15 protein-coding genes are annotated in these 18,769 nt (G+C 59.7%); 3 read left to right on the top strand and 12 right to left on the bottom strand.

What is annotated here, in order from left to right; genetic code table 11:
• The first annotated feature begins 149 nt into the window (after nt 1-149).
• From WA225_RS02500 to WA225_RS02490, 3 genes are all read left to right on the top strand, one after another.
• Nucleotides 150-938 (top strand): hypothetical protein, encoded by a 789-nt coding sequence (locus WA225_RS02500; RefSeq protein ID WP_422606739.1) that lies wholly within the window; start codon nt 150-152, stop codon nt 936-938.
• A 61-nt stretch (nt 939-999) separates the two neighbouring features.
• Nucleotides 1,000-1,728 carry a hypothetical protein gene (locus WA225_RS02495; RefSeq protein ID WP_422606738.1) on the top strand — a complete coding sequence of 243 codons (729 nt, stop codon included), beginning with the start codon at nt 1,000-1,002 and terminating at the stop codon, nt 1,726-1,728.
• The gene (locus tag WA225_RS02490; protein ID WP_422606737.1) at nt 1,725-2,366 is read left to right on the top strand and encodes a hypothetical protein; all 642 of its coding nucleotides are present in this window, start codon (nt 1,725-1,727) and stop codon (nt 2,364-2,366) included. The genes WA225_RS02495 and WA225_RS02490 overlap by 4 nt, the downstream gene beginning before the upstream one ends.
• Nucleotides 2,367-2,387: 21 nt before the next feature.
• On the opposite strand, the gene WA225_RS02485 is transcribed toward WA225_RS02490, so the two are convergent.
• The 12 genes from WA225_RS02485 to gcbA form a co-directional block, all read right to left on the bottom strand.
• Entirely contained in the window at nt 2,388-5,162 is a 2,775-nt protein-coding gene (locus WA225_RS02485; protein WP_422606736.1) for a response regulator, read from the bottom strand.
• A 99-nt stretch (nt 5,163-5,261) separates the two neighbouring features.
• Nucleotides 5,262-6,557 (bottom strand): phosphoribosylamine--glycine ligase, encoded by a 1,296-nt coding sequence (gene purD / locus WA225_RS02480; RefSeq protein ID WP_422606735.1) that lies wholly within the window; start codon nt 6,555-6,557, stop codon nt 5,262-5,264.
• A 149-nt stretch (nt 6,558-6,706) separates the two neighbouring features.
• Entirely contained in the window at nt 6,707-8,314 is a 1,608-nt protein-coding gene (gene purH, locus WA225_RS02475; RefSeq protein WP_095047355.1) for a bifunctional phosphoribosylaminoimidazolecarboxamide formyltransferase/IMP cyclohydrolase, read from the bottom strand.
• An 83-nt stretch (nt 8,315-8,397) separates the two neighbouring features.
• On the bottom strand, nt 8,398-8,718 hold the full coding sequence (gene fis / locus WA225_RS02470) for a DNA-binding transcriptional regulator Fis (protein WP_003221275.1): 321 nt from the start codon (nt 8,716-8,718) through the stop codon (nt 8,398-8,400).
• Nucleotides 8,715-9,725 carry a tRNA dihydrouridine synthase DusB gene (gene dusB / locus WA225_RS02465; protein ID WP_422606734.1) on the bottom strand — a complete coding sequence of 337 codons (1,011 nt, stop codon included), beginning with the start codon at nt 9,723-9,725 and terminating at the stop codon, nt 8,715-8,717. Before dusB ends, fis begins: the two co-directional genes overlap by 4 nt.
• Before the next feature lie 185 nt (nt 9,726-9,910).
• Nucleotides 9,911-11,194: a DUF3426 domain-containing protein gene (locus WA225_RS02460; protein ID WP_422606733.1), complete on the bottom strand. Its 1,284-nt coding sequence runs from the start codon at nt 11,192-11,194 to the stop codon at nt 9,911-9,913.
• 30 nt (nt 11,195-11,224) lie between these two features.
• On the bottom strand, nt 11,225-12,103 hold the full coding sequence (gene prmA / locus WA225_RS02455) for a 50S ribosomal protein L11 methyltransferase (RefSeq protein ID WP_422606732.1): 879 nt from the start codon (nt 12,101-12,103) through the stop codon (nt 11,225-11,227).
• A gap of 196 nt (nt 12,104-12,299) precedes the next feature.
• Nucleotides 12,300-13,658 carry an acetyl-CoA carboxylase biotin carboxylase subunit gene (gene accC / locus WA225_RS02450; RefSeq protein WP_102899385.1) on the bottom strand — a complete coding sequence of 453 codons (1,359 nt, stop codon included), beginning with the start codon at nt 13,656-13,658 and terminating at the stop codon, nt 12,300-12,302.
• A gap of 17 nt (nt 13,659-13,675) precedes the next feature.
• Nucleotides 13,676-14,134: an acetyl-CoA carboxylase biotin carboxyl carrier protein gene (gene accB / locus WA225_RS02445; RefSeq protein ID WP_095121948.1), complete on the bottom strand. Its 459-nt coding sequence runs from the start codon at nt 14,132-14,134 to the stop codon at nt 13,676-13,678.
• Nucleotides 14,135-14,182: 48 nt separating this feature from the next.
• Nucleotides 14,183-14,635 carry a type II 3-dehydroquinate dehydratase gene (gene aroQ, locus WA225_RS02440; RefSeq protein WP_007914604.1) on the bottom strand — a complete coding sequence of 151 codons (453 nt, stop codon included), beginning with the start codon at nt 14,633-14,635 and terminating at the stop codon, nt 14,183-14,185.
• A 241-nt stretch (nt 14,636-14,876) separates the two neighbouring features.
• Nucleotides 14,877-15,920, bottom strand: coding sequence for a methyl-accepting chemotaxis protein (locus WA225_RS02435; RefSeq protein ID WP_422606794.1), 1,044 nt, complete (start codon nt 15,918-15,920; stop codon nt 14,877-14,879).
• A 954-nt stretch (nt 15,921-16,874) separates the two neighbouring features.
• A complete protein-coding gene (gene gcbA, locus WA225_RS02430) occupies nt 16,875-18,545 on the bottom strand; it encodes a diguanylate cyclase GcbA (protein WP_422606731.1) in 1,671 nt (556 codons plus the stop codon).
• Between the last annotated feature and the right edge of the window lie 224 nt (nt 18,546-18,769).

Here is an 18,769-nt window from a genome sequence, read left to right as displayed (position 1 = left end):
GTGTTTTGTTTTTATGGGTTTTAACTATTGTTTTATTGGTCTCGGATATGCTGTTACAAGTTTGGGTTTGTCGCTGTTTAAGTGTTTAGGTATTGTTTGTTTGGCGAGTTCATGAGGAACTTGCTTTTAATCTAAATAAGGAACTTTATATGAATGATCAAGTTGTCAGCAGTCGCTACGTCGCTGCCTGTGTTAAAAGCCTTGAAGAATATGATCTGGGTGAGCCGCTGGTTATCAAGTCTCGTGCTTTTGCCATGCCGGGTGATGAAATTGAAGCCCCGGCAAAGGGCTCGATTGTCGGTGAAGGTCTTATTTCCTTCAGCGGTAATCTGTCCGGTGTCAATCGCTCTGATGCACAGAATGCTTATCTCTATGCCACACTTGTGGCGAACAAGCAGTATCCACTCGATAGTCAGGGTGTGGAGTGGTACACGCTGTTTCGTGAGGTCATGACCAATGCCGGTTGGGCACCGACCAGCAAGTATTTCAGTGATATGCATGTCTCGGGCACCAGTGTTCGCATGGATAAGCTGGTATTGGAAATTCTCGGCTCGGTGATTGCCGGCGTGGCCGTGCCGGGTCCGGCAACTGCGCTGATGCTGAAAGTGGCTGGCGATGCAATTGCGGCCCTGCAGAAACGCGATACGGCGCTGACACTTTATGAGCGTAACCTGCTGCAACATGGTGTCTGTGGGGTAACGGCGGGTGCATGTACCGAAGTCAACGGCGTGACAGTTTTTGCCATCGGTGCAGTCCGTTTTCAGCGTAAAAATACTTCGACTAAAGTGATGTTTGTGGATGTCGATATCCGCAACGTAAAACTCTACCGGGGTGAAGCGACTTTCGAAAAGAATGACATGCTTGCGGCCGCCGCTCGTGATGTTATTGCGCAGAAACTGATTAATCATCTGACCAAGAAGCTCGACTACGACATTTAATCCAAGTATTCAAAAGGGGCGGTCGTCTATCGACTGCCCTGTTTAATGGAGAATGCATGTAATGGAACGTGATTATTCCGTTTTAATTGTCGGGGCGGCGATTGTTCTGGTGCCTGAGTCAGAAGATCTCGCCGCTTATGATGATGTAGTAAATTCAGTATTGCTTGCGCAGTTGGTGGCCAATAAGCAAGCAGCAAAAGATCCGCAAATCAATTGGTATGACGTTTATGCGCACGTGCTGGATGATTTCTGGTTGCGCTATATAAAGGCGCGGGAGGATCAATACCTTAGTCCCGGTAGCGACAGTTCGATGCTTCAGTCGCTCGTTGCAGTGATGTCCAGAATGGGCGTTGAGCAAGGGCAACTGACTGCGCAGACACTCTCTCGATTGGCGGGCATTTCGCCTGTTCATCCCGCCATTAACTTGCTGCGCACGCATATGCACAGACCAACGACGGCGCCAATGTCAGCGGAGGCAGCAGCGGTGAACACACGGCATCTGCTGGTGATGGTGGCCGCAACGCCGGCGTCGTTCAGCAGTGTGTATCTCAGCTTTGAAACCGAACAAGACCTGAGCCCCAATCCATTGACGTTCCTGCACCAGGCTGAGAATGGCCACGGTTTGCTGACGCTGCGTTATGCACAAGCCAACCTGTCAGAGCTCCTTTATGACCTTGCGCGCGAAACCGTGTCCGGGAAAGTGAAGGACAGAATTGCCGCTAACGTTGCGTTGCTGGCGCAGGATGACCCACCGCTTGCGGTTGAACCACCACGGGGGACTGGGGCATGACGGATTTATTCGCACCACCGGCGGCAGTGGTGGGTGGCAGCATCGTGACGTTCGCCGGCGGCCTGCCCGCATCGCATCGCGAAGACGTCTACATGAGTACGGCGTTTGCGCAACGAGCGACGCGCTTGGCGCTGGCCGACGGATTATCGGGCGATTGGTTCGAGTACTACTGTAATCAATTGAAGTTTCTTGGCTGGGATGTGCCCAAACCCCAAACCTTTTCGCCCCCGCAGGCGGAGTCGATGAGCAAGGAAGCCATCAAGCGTATTGCGGCCAATCTCGGCGAGCAATTTTCCACCCCGCTGAGCCGTGCCCTGGCGGAGCTGGAGCGCAATCTGTTGGCGCTCGAATTGTTCGAGTCCACCAGCCTCAGCGCCAAAGTCGGCTTGTTTCAGTTGATCCCTTGTGTGATGAACGGGGCGCACAAGGTCGATATGGGTATTTATCATCGCAGTTTCGAAATCCAGCGAGATGCCGCCCGGTTCCTGTTTTGCAAAGATGAATCCCTGGCGCATGAAAGCATCGAACAGATGACATCGCTCACATTCAACACGCTGCATTACGCGGGTTTTCGAGAAAAGGTGAAGCAGTCCGTGGTATCGCAGTCCTTGAAATACCTGGAGAACCTTGACATCTGAGCAGGGTGCGGCGCAGCCCCTTTAGAAGGTCGACGCCGTTCGGTTCTGCTGATCACGCTGGGCCACCCAGTGCTCGATCAACTCGCGCAACTGCGAGAGTTCGACGGGCTTGGACATGTGCCCATCCATGCCGGCCTGACGCGCGCGCTCTTTGTGTTCGGCCAGAATGTGTGCGGTCAACGCCACGATCGGCGTGCGAATCCGCTGGTTGCTGACTTCCCACGCCCGCAGTTGCTGGGTTGCAGAGAAGCCATCGAGGATCGGCATTTCGCAGTCCATCAACACCAGGTCGTAACGCTGCGCTTTCATCGCTTGCAGGGCTTCTTCGCCGTTGCTGGCGGTGTCCGGTTGCAGGTTGAGTTTGCCGAGCATGCCGCGAATCACTTTGGTCGAAATCGTATTGTCTTCGGCGACAAGGATGCGGAAGTCGCTCGGCACTTTGACGGTCGCGGCGGAGGGCACGACTTGCGGCTGGAACACCACTTGACCCTTGTTGCGCTGGTTGAGCTCGTCCGCCAGGGTGGTTTTCAGGGTGTAACCGGCCACCGGTTTGGCCAGAATGCGTTTGATCCCCGAATTGCGCGCGATGATCTTGCTCGGCGCGTTGCTGATGCCAGTGAGCATGATCAGCAAAATGTCGTGATTGAGGCTCGGGTCTTCCTTGATCTTGGCCGCCAGTTGCATGCCGGTCATGCCGGGCATGTTCTGATCGAGCAGGACTACGTCGAAGTAATCGCGCAGGTGCGCCTTGGTGCGCAGCAGGGCCAGTGCTTCCTTGCCCGACGGCACCGCGCTGACGTTCAAACCCCAGGCGCTGCACTGCTGGACCAGCACTTTGCGGCAGGTGTCATTGTCGTCGACCACCAGCACCCGTGCGCCTTGCAGTGGGCTGTCGAGGTCGGACGTCGGGTGTTCGAGGCGATCCGGGTCCAGCGGCAAGGTCAGCCACAACGTGCTGCCCTGATTGGCGCCGCTCTTGATGCCGAACTCGCCGTGCATCAGACGAATCAGTTGCCGGGCGATGACCAGGCCGAGATTGCCACCCAGGCGATTGGCCGAAAGGAAATGCTTGCTGTGCAGTTCCGCGTGCATCAAGGCATCACGTTCTTCCTGCTCCATCGGCAGACCGCTGTCCTGCACGGCGATACGCAGACGCGGTTTGCTGCTGCGCTCGTCGAGGGCGACGACGATCAGCACCTCGCCTTCGTCGGTTTTCTTCAGGGCGTTTTCCAACAGGCTCAGCAACGTCTGGCGCAGGCGCGTCGGATCGCCGCTGATCACCCGTGGCACTTGCGGCTGGATGAAGCTGATCAGCTCGACGTTCTGCTGTTCGGCCTTGGCCCGGTAGATGCTCAGGCAGTCGTCGATCAGGGCATTGAGGTCGAATTGCACGTCGTCCAGTTCGATCTGCCCGGATTCGAGCTTGGAGATGTCGAGGATCTCGTTGATCAGCGTCAACAGTTCGTTGCCGGCGCTATGGATGGTTTGCACGTAGTCGCGTTGTTTGACCGACAACGGCGTGCCGAGCAGCAGTTCGGTCATGCCCAGCACACCGTTCATCGGTGTACGGATTTCGTGGCTGATCTTGGCGAGGAATTCGGCCTTGGCGTTGATCTCGGCATTGCTCGCGGCCAGATCGCGACTGATGCTGAAACGGCTTTCGGTGATGCTGCGTTGACGCTCGCCCAAGGCGATGCTCATCAACAGGCCGCTGATACAGATGAACACCATCAGCGTCATGATCAGGCCTTGTGGCGCAACCAGCGTCAGCCCCAACAAGGCCGGAAGAATGATCAGTGTGCCGATGTTGAACACCACCATCGCCGCAACGAACAGCCGCGCCGGGCGGTAGCCCTTCTGCCAGTGATAGAACGCGACAAACAGCATGCTCAGGCCGGCCAGCGCCACCAGGGCGTAGGTGATGATGTTCAGCGGCAAGGTGTTGACGAACAACAGCAACAGGCTGCACGTCACAATGAACAGAATGTCGCCCAGCAGCAGTTTGTTCAGCGGGTGCGGGCCGAGCGGAGCGAAGAAGCGCAAGGCAAACATCAGCCCGGCCGGGGCGGTGAGCAGCAGCGCCAGATAAGCGCCCGGCGTCTGGATCGCATGCCAGTTCGGTAGCCATGGGCCGGCCAGGTTGAGCAGCAGCAACAGACTGAGGCCCAACAGGCCTTCGCAAATGGCCAGCCACAGACTGCTACGCGAGCGGGAATAGGCGTAACGCACAAGGTTGTGCAGCAGCAGCATGCCGAGGCAGCCGAACAACAGGCCGAAGATCAACGTCTGGTTATGGTTGGCCGCACTCATCAGCGCCGATTGCAGGGTGACATGCGGGCGCAACTGATGGTCGGAAACCATCCGCAGGTAAACGTCGAGGGGCTTGTCGCTCTGCGGCAGCGGCAGCATGAAATCACTGCTCGGCAACGGTCGCTCGGCCTGCGGCTGGTCGGTACCGGTGTTGCGCTGCTCGATCAGCTTGTCGCCGTCGAGCACGTAAAGGCTGAGCTGTGACAGGTCGGGGGCGAAGATGCGCAGCACTTGCTCGTGCTTGCCCGGCGCCAGTCTGAAGCGCAGCCACAAAGCACCATCGGGCTCGGCCGCGGTCAGGCGATCAAGGTCGATGGGGCTGAATTGATTGGTGTAGCGAGCGGAGCGGATGTCGCTCAGTTGCAGATTGCCCTGATCATCAAGCAATACCGACCAGCCACTGCCTTGCGCGGCCTGGGCCGGGAGCATGCAGAGCAAGGTCAGCAACGTGACGGTGAAGCTTATGGCAATCCTGAGCCAGCGCACGGCGAAATCCCTTCGTAGGTTGATGCCAGAATATAACGATGCGCGACGGTGGAACAGCCCGGCAAGGAACGGCATCCCCCGCCGGGCTTGAACGACAACTTATTCCTGGGTTTCGCCACGCTCACGGGCGATGGCGCGGTAGCCAATGTCGTTGCGGTAGAAGCAACCTTCCCAGTCGATGGCCTTGGCCAGCTTGTACGCTTGCTGCTGGGCTTCGCCAACGCTTGCGCCCATCGCAGTGGCGCAGAGTACGCGACCACCGGCAGTCACGACCTGACCATCCTTCAGTGCGGTACCGGCGTGGAAGACTTTGCCTTCCAGGCTGGCGGCGGCGTCCAGACCGTTGATCGCAGCGCCTTTGGCGTAGTCGCCCGGGTAGCCGCCGGCGGCCAGCACGATGCCGACGCTCGGACGTGGATCCCACTGTGCTTCGACCTTGTCCAGCGCTTGCGCCAGCGCCGCTTCAACCAACAGCACCAGGCTCGACTGCAGACGCAGCATCACCGGTTGGGTTTCCGGATCGCCGAAGCGGCAGTTGAACTCGATCACCTTCGGGTTACCGGCCTTGTCGATCATCAGACCGGCATAAAGGAAACCGGTGTAGACGTTGCCTTCTTCGGCCATGCCGCGCACGGTCGGCCAGATCACCAGGTCCATTACGCGCTGGTGCACGTCGGCGGTCACCACCGGGGCAGGGGAGTAGGCACCCATGCCGCCGGTGTTCGGGCCGCTGTCGCCGTCGCCAACGCGTTTGTGGTCCTGGCTGGTGGCCATTGGCAGCACGTTTTTGCCGTCGACCATGACGATGAACGAGGCTTCTTCACCGTCGAGGAACTCTTCGATCACCACGCGCGACCCGGCGTCACCGAAGGCATTGCCGGCGAGCATGTCGCGCACGGCGTCTTCGGCTTCGGCCAGGGTCATGGCGACGATCACGCCTTTGCCAGCGGCCAGGCCGTCGGCCTTGATCACGATCGGCGCGCCTTTTTCACGCAGATAAGCCAGGGCCGGCTCGATCTCGGTGAAGTTCTGGTAGTCGGCAGTCGGGATCTTGTGGCGTGCGAGGAAATCCTTGGTAAAGGCTTTCGAGCCTTCCAGCTGTGCGGCACCGGCAGTCGGACCGAAGCAGTCCAGACCACGGGAGCGGAACAGATCGACGACGCCAGCCACCAGCGGAACTTCCGGGCCGACGATGGTCAGGGCAACGTTTTTCTCGGCGAAGTCGGCCAGTTGCTCAAGGGCCAGCACGTCGATGGCGACGTTCTCGCACTTGGCTTCAATGGCGGTGCCAGCGTTGCCCGGTGCAACGAAAACCTTTTGCACGCGCGGATCCTGAGCCACTTTCCAGGCCAGGGCGTGTTCACGGCCACCGCTGCCAATGATCAAAACATTCATTTCAAAAACCTCGGATGACGCTAATTCTGTGGGGGCTGATCGTTCCCACGCTCTGCGTGGGAATGCCTCTACGGACGCTCTGCGTCCGAGGGACGCGGAGCGTCCCGGGCTGCGTGCCCACGCAGAGCGTGGGTACGATCAAGCAATAATCAGTGACGGAAGTGGCGCATGCCGGTGAATACCATCGCGATACCGGCTTCGTCGGCAGCCGCAATCACTTCAGCATCACGCATCGAACCACCTGGCTGGATCACTGCAGTGATCCCAACCTTGGCCGCGTTGTCCAGACCGTCGCGGAACGGGAAGAACGCGTCCGAGGCCATCACCGAACCGGCCACTTGCAGACCGGCGTGCTCTGCCTTGATCGCAGCGATACGCGCCGAGTTTACGCGGCTCATCTGGCCCGCGCCGACACCGATGGTCTGACGGTTCTTGGCGTAGACGATGGCGTTGGACTTAACGTACTTGGCAACTTTCCAGGCGAAGATCAGGTCGTGGATTTCCTGTTCGGTCGGCGCGCGCTTGGTCACCACTTTCAGGTCATCGGCGCTGATCATGCCGATGTCGCGGCTCTGCACCAGCAGGCCGCCGTTGACGCGCTTGTAATCCCAGGCAGCGGCGCGATCAGCCGACCACTCGCCGCAGGCCAGCAGGCGCACGTTGGCTTTGGCTGCAACAATGGCGCGGGCTTCTGCGCTGACGCTTGGGGCGATGATCACTTCGACGAACTGGCGCTCGACGATCGCCTTGGCGGTCTCGGCATCCAGTTCACGGTTGAAGGCGATGATGCCGCCGAATGCCGATTCGGTGTCGGTGGCGTAAGCCAGTTCGTAGGCCTGACGGATGCCGCCTTCGGCGTCCGGGCTGACCGCCACGCCGCATGGGTTGGCGTGCTTGACGATCACGCAGGCAGGCTTGACGAAGCTCTTCACGCATTCCAGCGCAGCGTCGGTGTCGGCTACGTTGTTGTACGACAGTTCTTTGCCTTGCAGTTGGGTCGCGGTGGCGATGCCGACTTCGGCAGGTTTGGCTTCCACGTAGAACGCCGCGCTCTGGTGCGGGTTCTCGCCGTAGCGCATTTCCTGGGCCTTGATGAACTGGCTGTTGAAAGTGCGCGGGAATTCGCTGCGGCCTTCAGTGCTGAGGGTTTCAGCGGCCTGGTTAACAGTGCCCATGTAGTTGGCGATCATGCCGTCGTAGGCTGCGGTGTGTTCGAACGCCTTGAGCATCAGGTCGAAGCGCTGAGCGTAAGTCAGGCCACCGGCCTTGAGGCCTTCGAGCACGCTGGCGTAATCGCTGGCATTCACCACGATCGCTACGTCTTTATGGTTTTTCGCTGCCGAACGGACCATGGTCGGGCCGCCGATGTCGATGTTTTCGATGGCGGTCGGCAGGTCGCAGCCTGGCTTGTTGATGGTGGCTTCGAACGGGTAGAGGTTGACCGCAACCAGATCGATCGGCTTGATGCCGTGCTCGCTCATGATGGCGTCGTCGATACCGCGACGACCGAGGATGCCGCCGTGGATTTTCGGGTGCAGGGTTTTCACCCGACCGTCCATCATCTCGGCGAAACCGGTGTAATCCGCGACTTCCACTGCGGCAACACCGTTGTCGCGCAGCAGCTTGAACGTTCCGCCGGTGGAGAGGATCTCGACGCCCAGGGCTTCAAGCTCCTTGGCGAATTCGAGGATCCCGGTCTTGTCGGAAACGCTGATCAAGGCGCGGCGGATCGGCAGGCGGGTAGTCTGGTCGGTCATCTCAATTTCCATCAAAAGCAAAGGAAGTCAGCAAAAAAGGCGACCGTTTTTTACGCGGGCGCCTTTCTGGTTTGATTGAATGCTTACAGCAGATCGTACTGCTTGAGTTTCTTGCGCAGCGTGCCGCGGTTAAGTCCCAGCAGCTCACTGGCCTTGGTCTGGTTGCCCTTGACGTAGTTCATCACGCTTTCGAGCAGGGGAGCCTCGACTTCGGAGAGCACCAGGTTGTACACATCCGTGACGGACGCGCCCTCAAGGTGGGCGAAATAATTGTGCAGCGCCTTCTCGACACTCCCGCGAAGGGTCTGGCCTTCTTCGCTCGGGGTATTGAGGTGCTGTTTCAAATTCACGTTGTCGCTCACGGGTGCTGTTCCACTCACTAAAGTCTCGGTCATCATCGTCATGCGGCCACCCCTTCTTCGTCCCCTGTCAGGCTCTTGTAACGCTCGGCGAAAAACTCCCGAACGTTGGCGCATTGTGTTTCCGTACCATCCAAACGATTGAAGTGGGCGCGAAACTCCCTGGCGCCCGGCAAGGTTGCGAGATACCAGCCCACATGCTTGCGCGCAATGCGCACGCCCATCACGTCCCCATAGAAAGCGTGAAGTGCAGCCAGATGCTCTAGCAGAATGTGTTCCACTTCGGTCAGCTCCGGCGCCGGCAACTTCTCGCCGGTACGCAGGAAATGATCGATCTCGCGAAAAATCCATGGCCGCCCTTGGGCGGCGCGGCCTACCAACAGGCCATCGGCACCGGTCGCGTCGAGCACGTAACGGGCCTTTTCCGGCGAATCGATATCGCCGTTGGCAAACACCGGAATCGACACCGCCTGCTTGATCGCGGCAATCGTGTCGTACTCCGCTTCCCCTTTGTACAGATCGGCGCGAGTGCGGCCATGCACTGCCAGCGCGGTGATCCCGGCCTGCTCGGCGATCTTCGCCACGGTCAGGCCGTTCTTGTTGTCGCGATCCCAGCCCGTGCGGATCTTCAGGGTGACCGGCACATCAACCGCCGCCACGACGGCGTGCAGGATCTCGGTCACCAGTGCTTCGTCCTTCAACAACGCGGAGCCGGCGGCCTTGTTGCAGACCTTCTTTGCCGGGCAACCCATGTTGATATCAATAATCTGTGCGCCCAGTTCGACGTTGGCCCGGGCCGCGTTCGCCAGCATTTGCGCATCACCACCGGCAATCTGTACCGAGCGCGGCTCGGGATCGCCTTCGTGGATCATGCGCATGCGCGACTTGCGGGTGTTCCACAGGCTCATGTCGCTGGTGACCATTTCCGAGACAACAAGCCCTGCGCCCAGACGCTTGCACAACTGACGAAAGGGCTGATCGGTGACCCCCGCCATCGGGGCGAGAATCAAGCCGTTCTGCAATGTGTATGGGCCGATGCGTACCGCCGACATAGGACTTCCCTGAAGTGGGGCCGGATCATGAGAGTTCGAAAAAGGGTTGGCATGATACCCGCTCTCGATGACTGGATAAAGGCTGAATTGAACAAAATCTGAACAGTTATTCTGTTATTGCCAGCGGTTTGGTTGCGCGCTGCCAAGTCAGAAAACCGCCGTCAATACAGAAACGGTGAAGCGACTCACTCGGGCGAGTGGAAACTCAGGCTGTAATTCACCGCTTTCGGGCCTGGATCGAGAATATCCAGCGCGATATGGATCGGTGTTTGCGGGGGCATTTCCGCCAGACCCTCAAGATCGCCGCTGAGGTATTCGCCGGGTTTGAAGCGACGACTGGCAATCAGGTGGCCGTTGAGATCGGCAAAACGCAGTTCCAGCAGCGGAAACGGCTGAGAGAACGTCGCGCGGTTATAGATGATCGCGTCGACCACCAGCGCACCGCTGAATTCCGGGTGGCTGCGCACCACCAGGTTGCTGCTCTTGATCCGGGCGATGTCGACCTTGGACGGCACGGTGCAACCAATCTGCGGGCAGATCTGCTGGAACCATGGGCGGTATTGGTCTTGTCGCGCCAGTTCATCGAAGTGATAGGCAATGTATTGGCCGGCCAGTCCGCCTGCTGCGATCAGCACCAGCAGTAACCACAACAACCGTCGGCCCCAGGGCGAGCGGCGCTTTTGCCAGTCGAGTTGCAGCGGGTCGTCGGTCAGGTCCTGCAACACTTCAGCGCGCACGCCCGGCTCGGCGCGGTCGCGTTTTTTGCGCAGCGGCTCGATCAAAGGCAAATCGTCTTCGTCGTCATCCTTGTCGTCGCTGGCCGAGAAGCGTTCACGGCGGGCATTCGGATCGATCGGGTCGTGCAGGCGCAGTTGCGGGATGGCCGGTTCGTCATCCAGATCCACCGGTTCCAGCGACAGCGAAGGTTCGGTACGCGCAGCTTTCACCGGCTCGATGTCGACGGTTTCCGGCTCGTCGTCTTCGGGTTCGGCACTGTGCTGATCGGCGCGTTCGCTGAACAGGCTGTCGCGCCACAGCGCTTCATCCGGTTCAGGGGCGTCGCGGCGTGCGCTCAGGGAATCTTCGCGCGAGCGACCGAACTCAGTGGTCGGCTGGATTTCCCGCTGTTCGAGGCGGGCGAGTTCTTCGTCCAGATCGAGGCTGTCGAGATCCAGCTCGGATGCGCTCCACTGCTTCTGGCTGATGGCGCGCGGCGCTGGCGGCTCGACGATGGGCGGCGGCTCGATAACGGGCGCGGCCTCGGCCATCGGCGGCTGCTCGACAATCGACGGCGCAACCGGCGTCACCGCGTCCTTGCCGGCGTGTTGTTCCAGCAGCTGTTTGGCCGCGTTGAACACTTGCAGGCAGGCGCCACAGCGAACCACCCCGCGGGCCACGCTCAATTGAGCATGGCTGACACGGAAACTGGTTTGGCAATGCGGGCACTGGGTGACGAAGCTATCGGTCATGCGGCGATCCGGATTATGCAGGCGGTCATTCTAGCGCCGACGGCCGGTGATGCGCACCCAGCCATCGCGATTGGCGATCGGGTCGAGATCGAAGTCCTGCGCATAAGCGGCGGCGACTTCTTCACCTTGTTCGGCGAGGATGCCCGACAGCGCCAGTCGGCCACCGGATTTCACCAGGCTGGACAGTTGCGGCGCCAGCGAAACCAGCGGGCCAGCCAGAATATTGGCGACCAGCACGTCAGCTTGAACCTGTGGCAGATCTTGCGGCAGGTACAGCGGGAACAGTTCGTCGGCAATGTTATTGCGACCGGCGTTGTCGCGCGACGCTTCCAGCGCCTGCACGTCGATGTCGGTGCCGACCGCTTCTTTGGCGCCAAGCAGTAGGGCGGCGATCGCCAGAATGCCCGAGCCGCAGCCGAAATCCAGTACGTTGCAGTCTTTCAGATCCTGACCGTCGAGCCATTCCAGGCACAGCGCTGTGGTCGGGTGAGTGCCGGTGCCGAAGGCCAGGCCCGGGTCCAGCAGCAGATTGACTGCGTCAGGTTCCGGCGCGGCGTGCCAGCTCGGCACGATCCACAGGCGCTCACCGAAACGCATCGGCTCAAAACCGTCCATCCAGCTGCGTTCCCAATCCTGATCTTCGATGACTTCGCTGTGATGCTCGGGCAGCGGGCTGCCGGTCAGCAATTCCAGATGGGCCAGAACCGGTGCCGGTTCAGTGCCGCCTTCGAACAGGGCCAGCAGGTGCGTGTGCGCCCACAGCGGCGTGGTATTGAGTTCCGGCTCGAAGATCGGCTGATCTTCGGCGTCCATGAAGGTCACCGACACGGCGCCCACTTCAAGGAAAGCGTCTTCGTAGGTTTCGGCTTGTTCCGGGCTGATGGCGAGACGTACTTGCAGCCAAGGCATGGCGGGCACCTTTGAAAAATATTGATTGCAGCCTAGCGGCCGGCGAGAAGCGCGCAAGTTTACGCGAGCGCGCGCAAGAACACGACCGGGTTGATGCTCCCTCGCCACAGGGCTTTGATCGTCATTCAAAATGAAATTAAACCTGCAGAAACAACAAAGCCGCCCGAAGGCGGCTTTGTTGGGTGCGGGCTGAAGCTTAGTGCTTCTCGCCAGCGAGCTTGTGCTCGAGGTAGTGAATGTTCACACCCCCCTTGCAGAAGCCTTCGTCACGAACCAGATCACGGTGCAGCGGGATGTTCGTCTTGATCCCGTCAACCACGATTTCGTCCAGGGCATTGCGCATGCGTGCCATGGCTTCGTCGCGGGTCGCGCCGTAAGTGATCAGCTTGCCGATCAGCGAGTCGTAGTTCGGCGGAACGGCATAGCCACTGTACAGGTGCGAATCGACGCGAACGCCGTTGCCGCCTGGGGCGTGGAAATGCTTGACCGTGCCCGGGCTCGGCATGAAGGTTTTCGGGTCTTCAGCGTTGATCCGGCATTCCAGCGAGTGACCGCGGATAACCACATCATCCTGAGTGAACGACAACTTGTTGCCAGCGGCGATGCTGAGCATCTCCTTGACGATGTCGATACCGGTAACCATTTCCGAAACCGGGTGCTCCACCTGAACACGGGTGTTCATTTCGATGAAGTAGAAACGACCGTTCTCGTAGAGGAACTCGAAAGTGCCGGCGCCACGGTAACCGATGTCGATGCACGCCTTGACGCAGCGAGCCAGTACTTCCTCGCGCGCTTTCTCGTCGATGCCCGGTGCCGGCGCTTCTTCGAGAACTTTCTGGTGACGACGTTGCAGCGAGCAATCGCGGTCGCCCAGATGGATGGCGTGACCCTGGCCGTCGGACAGAACCTGAACTTCGACGTGGCGCGGGTTGGTCAGGAATTTTTCCAGATACACCATCGGGTTGCCGAACGCCGCGCCAGCTTCGGTGCGGGTCAGTTTGGCGAAGGCGATCAGGTCTTCTTCCTTGTGCACCACACGCATGCCGCGACCACCACCGCCGCCAGCGGCTTTGATGATCACCGGGTAGCCGACTTCACGACCGATGCGCAGCGCCGTTTCTTCGTCTTCCGGCAGTGGGCCGTCGGAGCCTGGAACGGTCGGCACGCCGGCTTCGATCATCGCGTGCTTGGCCGATACCTTGTCACCCATCAGGCGAATGGTGTCGGCTTTCGGGCCGATGAAAGCGAAGCCGGAGTTCTCGACCTGCTCGGCAAAATCGGCGTTTTCCGCGAGGAAACCGTAGCCTGGGTGAATGGCGGTGGCGCCAGTCACTTCAGCGGCAGCGATGATGGCCGGGATGTGCAGGTAGGACTGAGCGGCAGATGCCGGGCCGATGCAGACGGATTCGTCTGCCAGACCCAGGTGCATCAGCTCTTTGTCGGCCTTGGAGTAAACGGCGACGGTCTTGATGCCCATCTCTTTGCAGGCACGCAGAATCCGCAGGGCGATCTCACCGCGGTTAGCGATCAGAACTTTTTCCAACTTCGCAGTCATCAAAGGCTCTCCGCAGTTCAAACGATGGTGAACAGCGGTTGGTCGTACTCAACCGGCTGGCCGTCTTCGACGAGGATGGACTCGATCACACCGCTGGTTTCAGCTTCGATGTGGTTCATCATCTTCATGGCTTCGACGATGCACAGAGTGTCGCCTTTCTTCACGGTCTGGCCGACTTCAACGAAGGACGGCGAGGTTGGCGAAGATTTACGGTAGAAGGTGCCGACCATCGGCGAACGGGCAACAGTGCCGTTCAGCGCTGGAGCAGCAGCGGCAACCGGGGCTGCAGCAGCTACTGGAGCTGCAACAGGTGCGGCAGCCGGAGCTTGCATCGGAGCCGGTGCGTAGTACTGCTGAGCCGGGGTTTTGCTGTGACGGCTGATGCGTACGGACTCTTCGCCTTCCTTGATCTCGAGCTCGTCGATGCCGGACTCTTCCAGCAATTCGATCAATTTCTTAACTTTACGGATATCCATGAATCATCAACTCCCAAGGGTCGGTCAGGGGCGCTTAACGCTTGTATTTCAAGTCGTTGCCTGTGTTTCAAGCTGTTCTAGTGCAGCCTCCAGGGCCAGTCGGTAACCGCTGGCGCCAAGGCCGCAGATCACTCCCACCGCTACGTCGGAGAAGTAAGAGTGATGGCGGAAAGGTTCGCGTTTGTGCACGTTGGACAAATGCACTTCGATGAATGGGATGCTCACTCCCAGCAACGCGTCACGTAATGCGACACTTGTGTGCGTAAAAGCTGCTGGATTGATCAGAATGAAATCGACGCCTTCGCCACGCGCGGCGTGGATGCGGTCGATCAATTCGTACTCGGCATTGCTTTGCAGATACAGCAGATGATGGCCGGCTTCACGGGCGCGGCGCTCCAGATCCTGATTGATCTGCGCCAGGGTCGTTGAACCGTAGGTGCCGGGTTCGCGGGTGCCGAGCAGGTTCAGGTTGGGGCCGTGCAGCACCAGTAGGGTTGCCATCTGCGTAGTCCTTGTTATGAATGAGCAGTCGTCAGAACCCGGCGACTATGCCGCAAAGACTTTGTGACTGTCCAGTTCTATGCAATAGCCAGCACGATGGCCGATGTTTGCGCGAAATATGTGACCAAGTGAATTGATCCGGTCACTTGCGGTGATGAGGCGGGCCCCTTCGCGAGCAAGCTCGCTCCCACATTGGAATGCATGCCCCTGTGGGAGCGAGCTTGCTCGCGAAGGCGATTTATCAAACACGAAAGGCCTGCACGGCGGTATGCAGTTGCCCGCCCAATACCAGCAGGTTCTCACCCTGTTCGCGTCCGCGACCGATACGCACCAGATTATCCCCACCCAATTGATGAATCCGTTCACTGTGATCGCGAATCTCGCTGACTGCGCTACTTTGTTGCGCAGTGACATCAGCGATACGGGTCGCCGTGTCGGAAATGGTCTGGATTGCGCCGACGATTTTATCCAGCGCGCCATCCGCCGCTTGTGCCTGATTGGCGGTGGCTTCGGCATGCTCGACCTGCGCGCGCATGCCTTCCACCGATTGCCGGGCCGCGGTTTGCAGGCCGGCAATCAGCGTCTGGATCTCGGCGGTCGCGCCGGCGGTGCGTTGTGCCAGCGAGCGCACTTCCTCGGCGACCACGGCAAACCCGCGCCCCATTTCCCCGGCGCGCGCCGCTTCAATCGCCGCGTTGAGTGCCAACAGGTTGGTCTGGTCGGCAATCGAGCGAATCACCGTCAACACGCCGCCGATGGTCGCTGACTCCTCGGCCAGATGCTCGATCATCTGCGCGTTGCCTTGTACTTCACCGACCAGTGCGTGCAGCCCGGTCAGGCTCTGGCCGATCACGGTCTGGCCATGCTCGACGGCCAATCCGGCATGACGGCTGGCATCCGCTGCCTGCTGCGCATCGCCGGCAACTTGCTGAATGGTTGCCTCCAGTTCGCCGAGTGAGTCACGGATCAACGCGGTGTCGCCGGCCTGATGCTCGGCGCCGCTGTGCAGGTCATTACTCAATTCTGCGAGGGTGCGGCTGCTGCCCGCGACTTGTTCGGCATTGCCGCGAATTGTCCCGACCAAGTCCACGAGGTAGGCGCGCAAGCGGTTGAGCGAGGCTTCAATGTCATGCAGTTCACGGTTGGTTTTGCCCAAATGGATATCGCCGCTGAAATCGCCCTCGGCCCAGGTCGACAGCGCTGGCGCGAGATTGGTCAGCGTGCGGGCCAGCCGTCGCTGCAAGGTGTCGATGAGTAACGCAATCAGCAGAATCAGACCGATCATCACGCCTTGCATCAAGCGTACTTCGCCCTGGATTTGCCCGTGCTGGGCGCGCACCACCGGCTCCAGTCCTGCGATGGCATGCTGCACTGCGGCGATTTTTTCATGGGTGGCGGTGCTCAAGTCGGTGCGCTTTTGAATCTGATCACGGGTGCGCGCCAGCTCTGCAGGGTAGCGGCCAAGCAAGCTGTTGAGTTCACGCTTGAGCCCGACGCCGGCATCCTCGGCGACGGTTTTTTCGGTGTTCTCGATGCCCATCAGCGCGGCAAAGTCATCGCTGCCTGATTCGCTTTTGGCCACGACACCGAGCAAGGGCAGGGCATCAATCGCTTGAGCCTGCGAGCGGATATTGCTGACTTCACGCTCGACGTCGACGGCCAGTTCGCTGCGCCCGCTGCTGACCAGTTTGTCCCGCGCCAGCGACAGTTTGCCCAGATGCTGCGAGGCGGCCAGCAGTGGCGCCAGATAGGCCGCATTGCCGTTGGCGTAGGTGCTGAGCTGATCGAGGCTGGCGCTCAATTCGCGTTCGGCTTGCAACAGCAAGGCCTGCGGATCACCGGCCAGTTTGCCGGCCGCGAGCAGGTCGGTTTTGCTGAAGTCTTCAAGCCCCGACAGGCTTGGGCGCAATGTTTCGGCCAGCGCTGGAGACAACTCGCCGAGTTCCTTCTGCAAGCCGTCGATGGCCTGACTCGCACTACTCAGGCGCAAGGCATCACCGCTGCCGAGGTAGTCCTCGACGTTGCGTGCCACCTCGTTCTGAAATTGCTGCGACAGGCCCAGATAGCGCTCCATCAACAGATACGGGCGTTCCAGGGCTTTTTGCGACCACCACAGCGTGGCGCCGAGTGCGAGGCACACGGCGACCAGCAGCAGCGTATTGAGATTGGTGAGCAACTTCAGGCGCATGACGGCTACCAACGGCAGAAATGGTAAGCGCCTGAATTTATTGCGGTTCTGTTACAGGGTTATGACCGAATCAGTGGAATCCGATGAAAAAGTGGCACTTTGCTTTGAGTCGCGCGCGGTCTGCACCCGGTTGCGCCCGGCACCCTTGGCGCGGTAAAGCGCCTCATCGGCCTGGCTGGCCATCATCAGGCTGTCGCAGTCGTCATGCATTTCCACCACGCCGGCACTGAAGGTGCACCACAAATCCTGCGGCTGCGCCGGGTAATGGATTTCGGCGAAGCGCTGACGGATTTCGTCGAGCACTTTGTGCGCCGCTTCTATATCCGTGTCAGGCATGACGATGGCGAACTCTTCACCGCCGTAGCGGCCGATGAAATCGGTTTTGCGCAAACGCTGTTTGAGAAACAGCGCGAGGCTCTTGATCACGCGGTCGCCCATGGGGTGGCCGTGGCTGTCGTTGACCCGTTTGAAGTGGTCGATGTCGAGCATCGCAAAGCTCAGCGGCTTGTTCTCGCGGCGGGCGCGGAACGAGCAGTCTTCGAGCAATTGCAGAATGTGCGTGTGGTTGTACAAACCGGTGAGGCTGTCGCGGACCATGCGCGCTTTCAGATTGCGCGCGCGGGCGGCGCGGTTGCGCACGGTGGTGATCAGGTGACGCGGCTTGATCGGTTTGGTCAGGAAGTCATCGCCGCCCTCGCTCATGGCGTCGAGCTGCTTGTCCAGATCGTCTTCGGCCGACAGATAAATGATCGGCACGCTGACATAACGGTCGTTATGGCGGATCACCTTGGCCAGCTCGGTGCCGGTGCAGGCCGGCATGTACATGTCGAGGATGATCAGGTCGGGCTGGAAATCGGCCAGCTCGGCCATCGCCTGAATCGGTTCGATCAAGGTGCGGGTGACGATACCGGCGCTGTTGAGCAGGCGCTCGGTGTGCAAGGCCTGCGCGCGTGAGTCATCGATGATCAGCACTTTATAAGGCTCGTACTGGGCGACGCAGGTGAGGACTTCGATCTTCTCCAGCAGGCTCGACGCTTCGAGGGTGCCGGTGAGAAATTCCTGGCCACCGGCGCGCACGGCGGCGAGACGGGTCGGGGTGTCGGTTTCGTGCAGGCTGAAGAACAGCAACGGCAGCGGTTCATCCAGACCGACCTGCGCTTCGGCGGCGAGTTTCAGGCCGATGCCGGCGCCGCTGAAATCGACGTCCATGACGATCGCCGCCGGCAGGCGCTCGACCATCGAGGAGCGAAACGCCGAAACACTGTCCAGCGCCTGCGCGCTCAGACCGAAAAACTCCAGTTGCTTGGCCAGCCGCTCGGCGCGGTCGTGGTCCTGCAGCATCACGTAGATCGGCTTGCGCAGCGGCGGCAGAAAGGTCTGGTCGAGTTGATCGCCATGGCGCAGGCCGGTGCGCGACAAACGCTGCATCAAACGATTGAGGTCGGTGATCAGGCCACTACTCAGGCGGCCGCGATTGGCGTCCACCGCTTCCAGCGATTGACTGATGTGGTGCGCCAGTTGTGTGTGTTCGGGCTGTTCGAAGCGCTCGGCAAAACGCAGCAGGCGCAAATTGGCCTCGCTCAGTTCGGCGAGATCAACAGTGGACCACTCACTGCGTTGCAGGCGCTGCCATATCTCAAGAATCTGACGTGCCTGATGAATTACCCGCTGGGCAAAGTGGTGCTTGAGACGCTCACGGCTGGGGTCTTCTGGCTCGGTCATATCCTGACTACTAGTTAGGCTGCATGCTGAGATCGACTGGTGGCTCTATGCTAGCACCTCTTTTCCCTTAGACGAGTGTCGTACGTCAATAATCTGCGATGCGACACAATTCAGTTTCTGACCGAGCGGTTTTGTATTTGACCTGTTCGTCGGTGAAGTCCCCGGCCTTCGGGGGCTTTGGGATGTTTCCTGTCATTTGAGAGGAAGCTTCGCAGTCATTGAGA

The organism is Pseudomonas sp. (assembly GCF_049300855.1).
Taxonomy (GTDB): Bacteria; Pseudomonadota; Gammaproteobacteria; order Pseudomonadales; family Pseudomonadaceae; genus Aquipseudomonas.
The sequence above is the reverse complement of the archived record's forward strand: the minus strand, read 5'-3'. Positions and strand labels throughout refer to the sequence as shown.

Bases quoted from the DNA above. Each gene is read 5' to 3' on its own strand.
- WA225_RS02500 (WP_422606739.1), top strand. From the start codon at position 150: ATGAATGATCAAGTTGTCAGCAGTCGCTACGTCGCTGCCTGTGTTAAA.
- WA225_RS02495 (WP_422606738.1), top strand. From the start codon at position 1,000: ATGGAACGTGATTATTCCGTTTTAATTGTCGGGGCGGCGATTGTTCTG.
- WA225_RS02490 (WP_422606737.1), top strand. From the start codon at position 1,725: ATGACGGATTTATTCGCACCACCGGCGGCAGTGGTGGGTGGCAGCATC.
- purD (WP_422606735.1), bottom strand. From the start codon at position 6,557: ATGAATGTTTTGATCATTGGCAGCGGTGGCCGTGAACACGCCCTGGCC.
- purH (WP_095047355.1), bottom strand. From the start codon at position 8,314: ATGACCGACCAGACTACCCGCCTGCCGATCCGCCGCGCCTTGATCAGC.
- fis (WP_003221275.1), bottom strand. From the start codon at position 8,718: ATGACGATGATGACCGAGACTTTAGTGAGTGGAACAGCACCCGTGAGC.
- dusB (WP_422606734.1), bottom strand. From the start codon at position 9,725: ATGTCGGCGGTACGCATCGGCCCATACACATTGCAGAACGGCTTGATT.
- WA225_RS02460 (WP_422606733.1), bottom strand. From the start codon at position 11,194: ATGACCGATAGCTTCGTCACCCAGTGCCCGCATTGCCAAACCAGTTTC.
- prmA (WP_422606732.1), bottom strand. From the start codon at position 12,103: ATGCCTTGGCTGCAAGTACGTCTCGCCATCAGCCCGGAACAAGCCGAA.
- accC (WP_102899385.1), bottom strand. From the start codon at position 13,658: ATGACTGCGAAGTTGGAAAAAGTTCTGATCGCTAACCGCGGTGAGATC.
- accB (WP_095121948.1), bottom strand. From the start codon at position 14,134: ATGGATATCCGTAAAGTTAAGAAATTGATCGAATTGCTGGAAGAGTCC.
- aroQ (WP_007914604.1), bottom strand. From the start codon at position 14,635: ATGGCAACCCTACTGGTGCTGCACGGCCCCAACCTGAACCTGCTCGGC.
- WA225_RS02435 (WP_422606794.1), bottom strand. From the start codon at position 15,920: ATGATCGGTCTGATTCTGCTGATTGCGTTACTCATCGACACCTTGCAG.
- gcbA (WP_422606731.1), bottom strand. From the start codon at position 18,545: ATGACCGAGCCAGAAGACCCCAGCCGTGAGCGTCTCAAGCACCACTTT.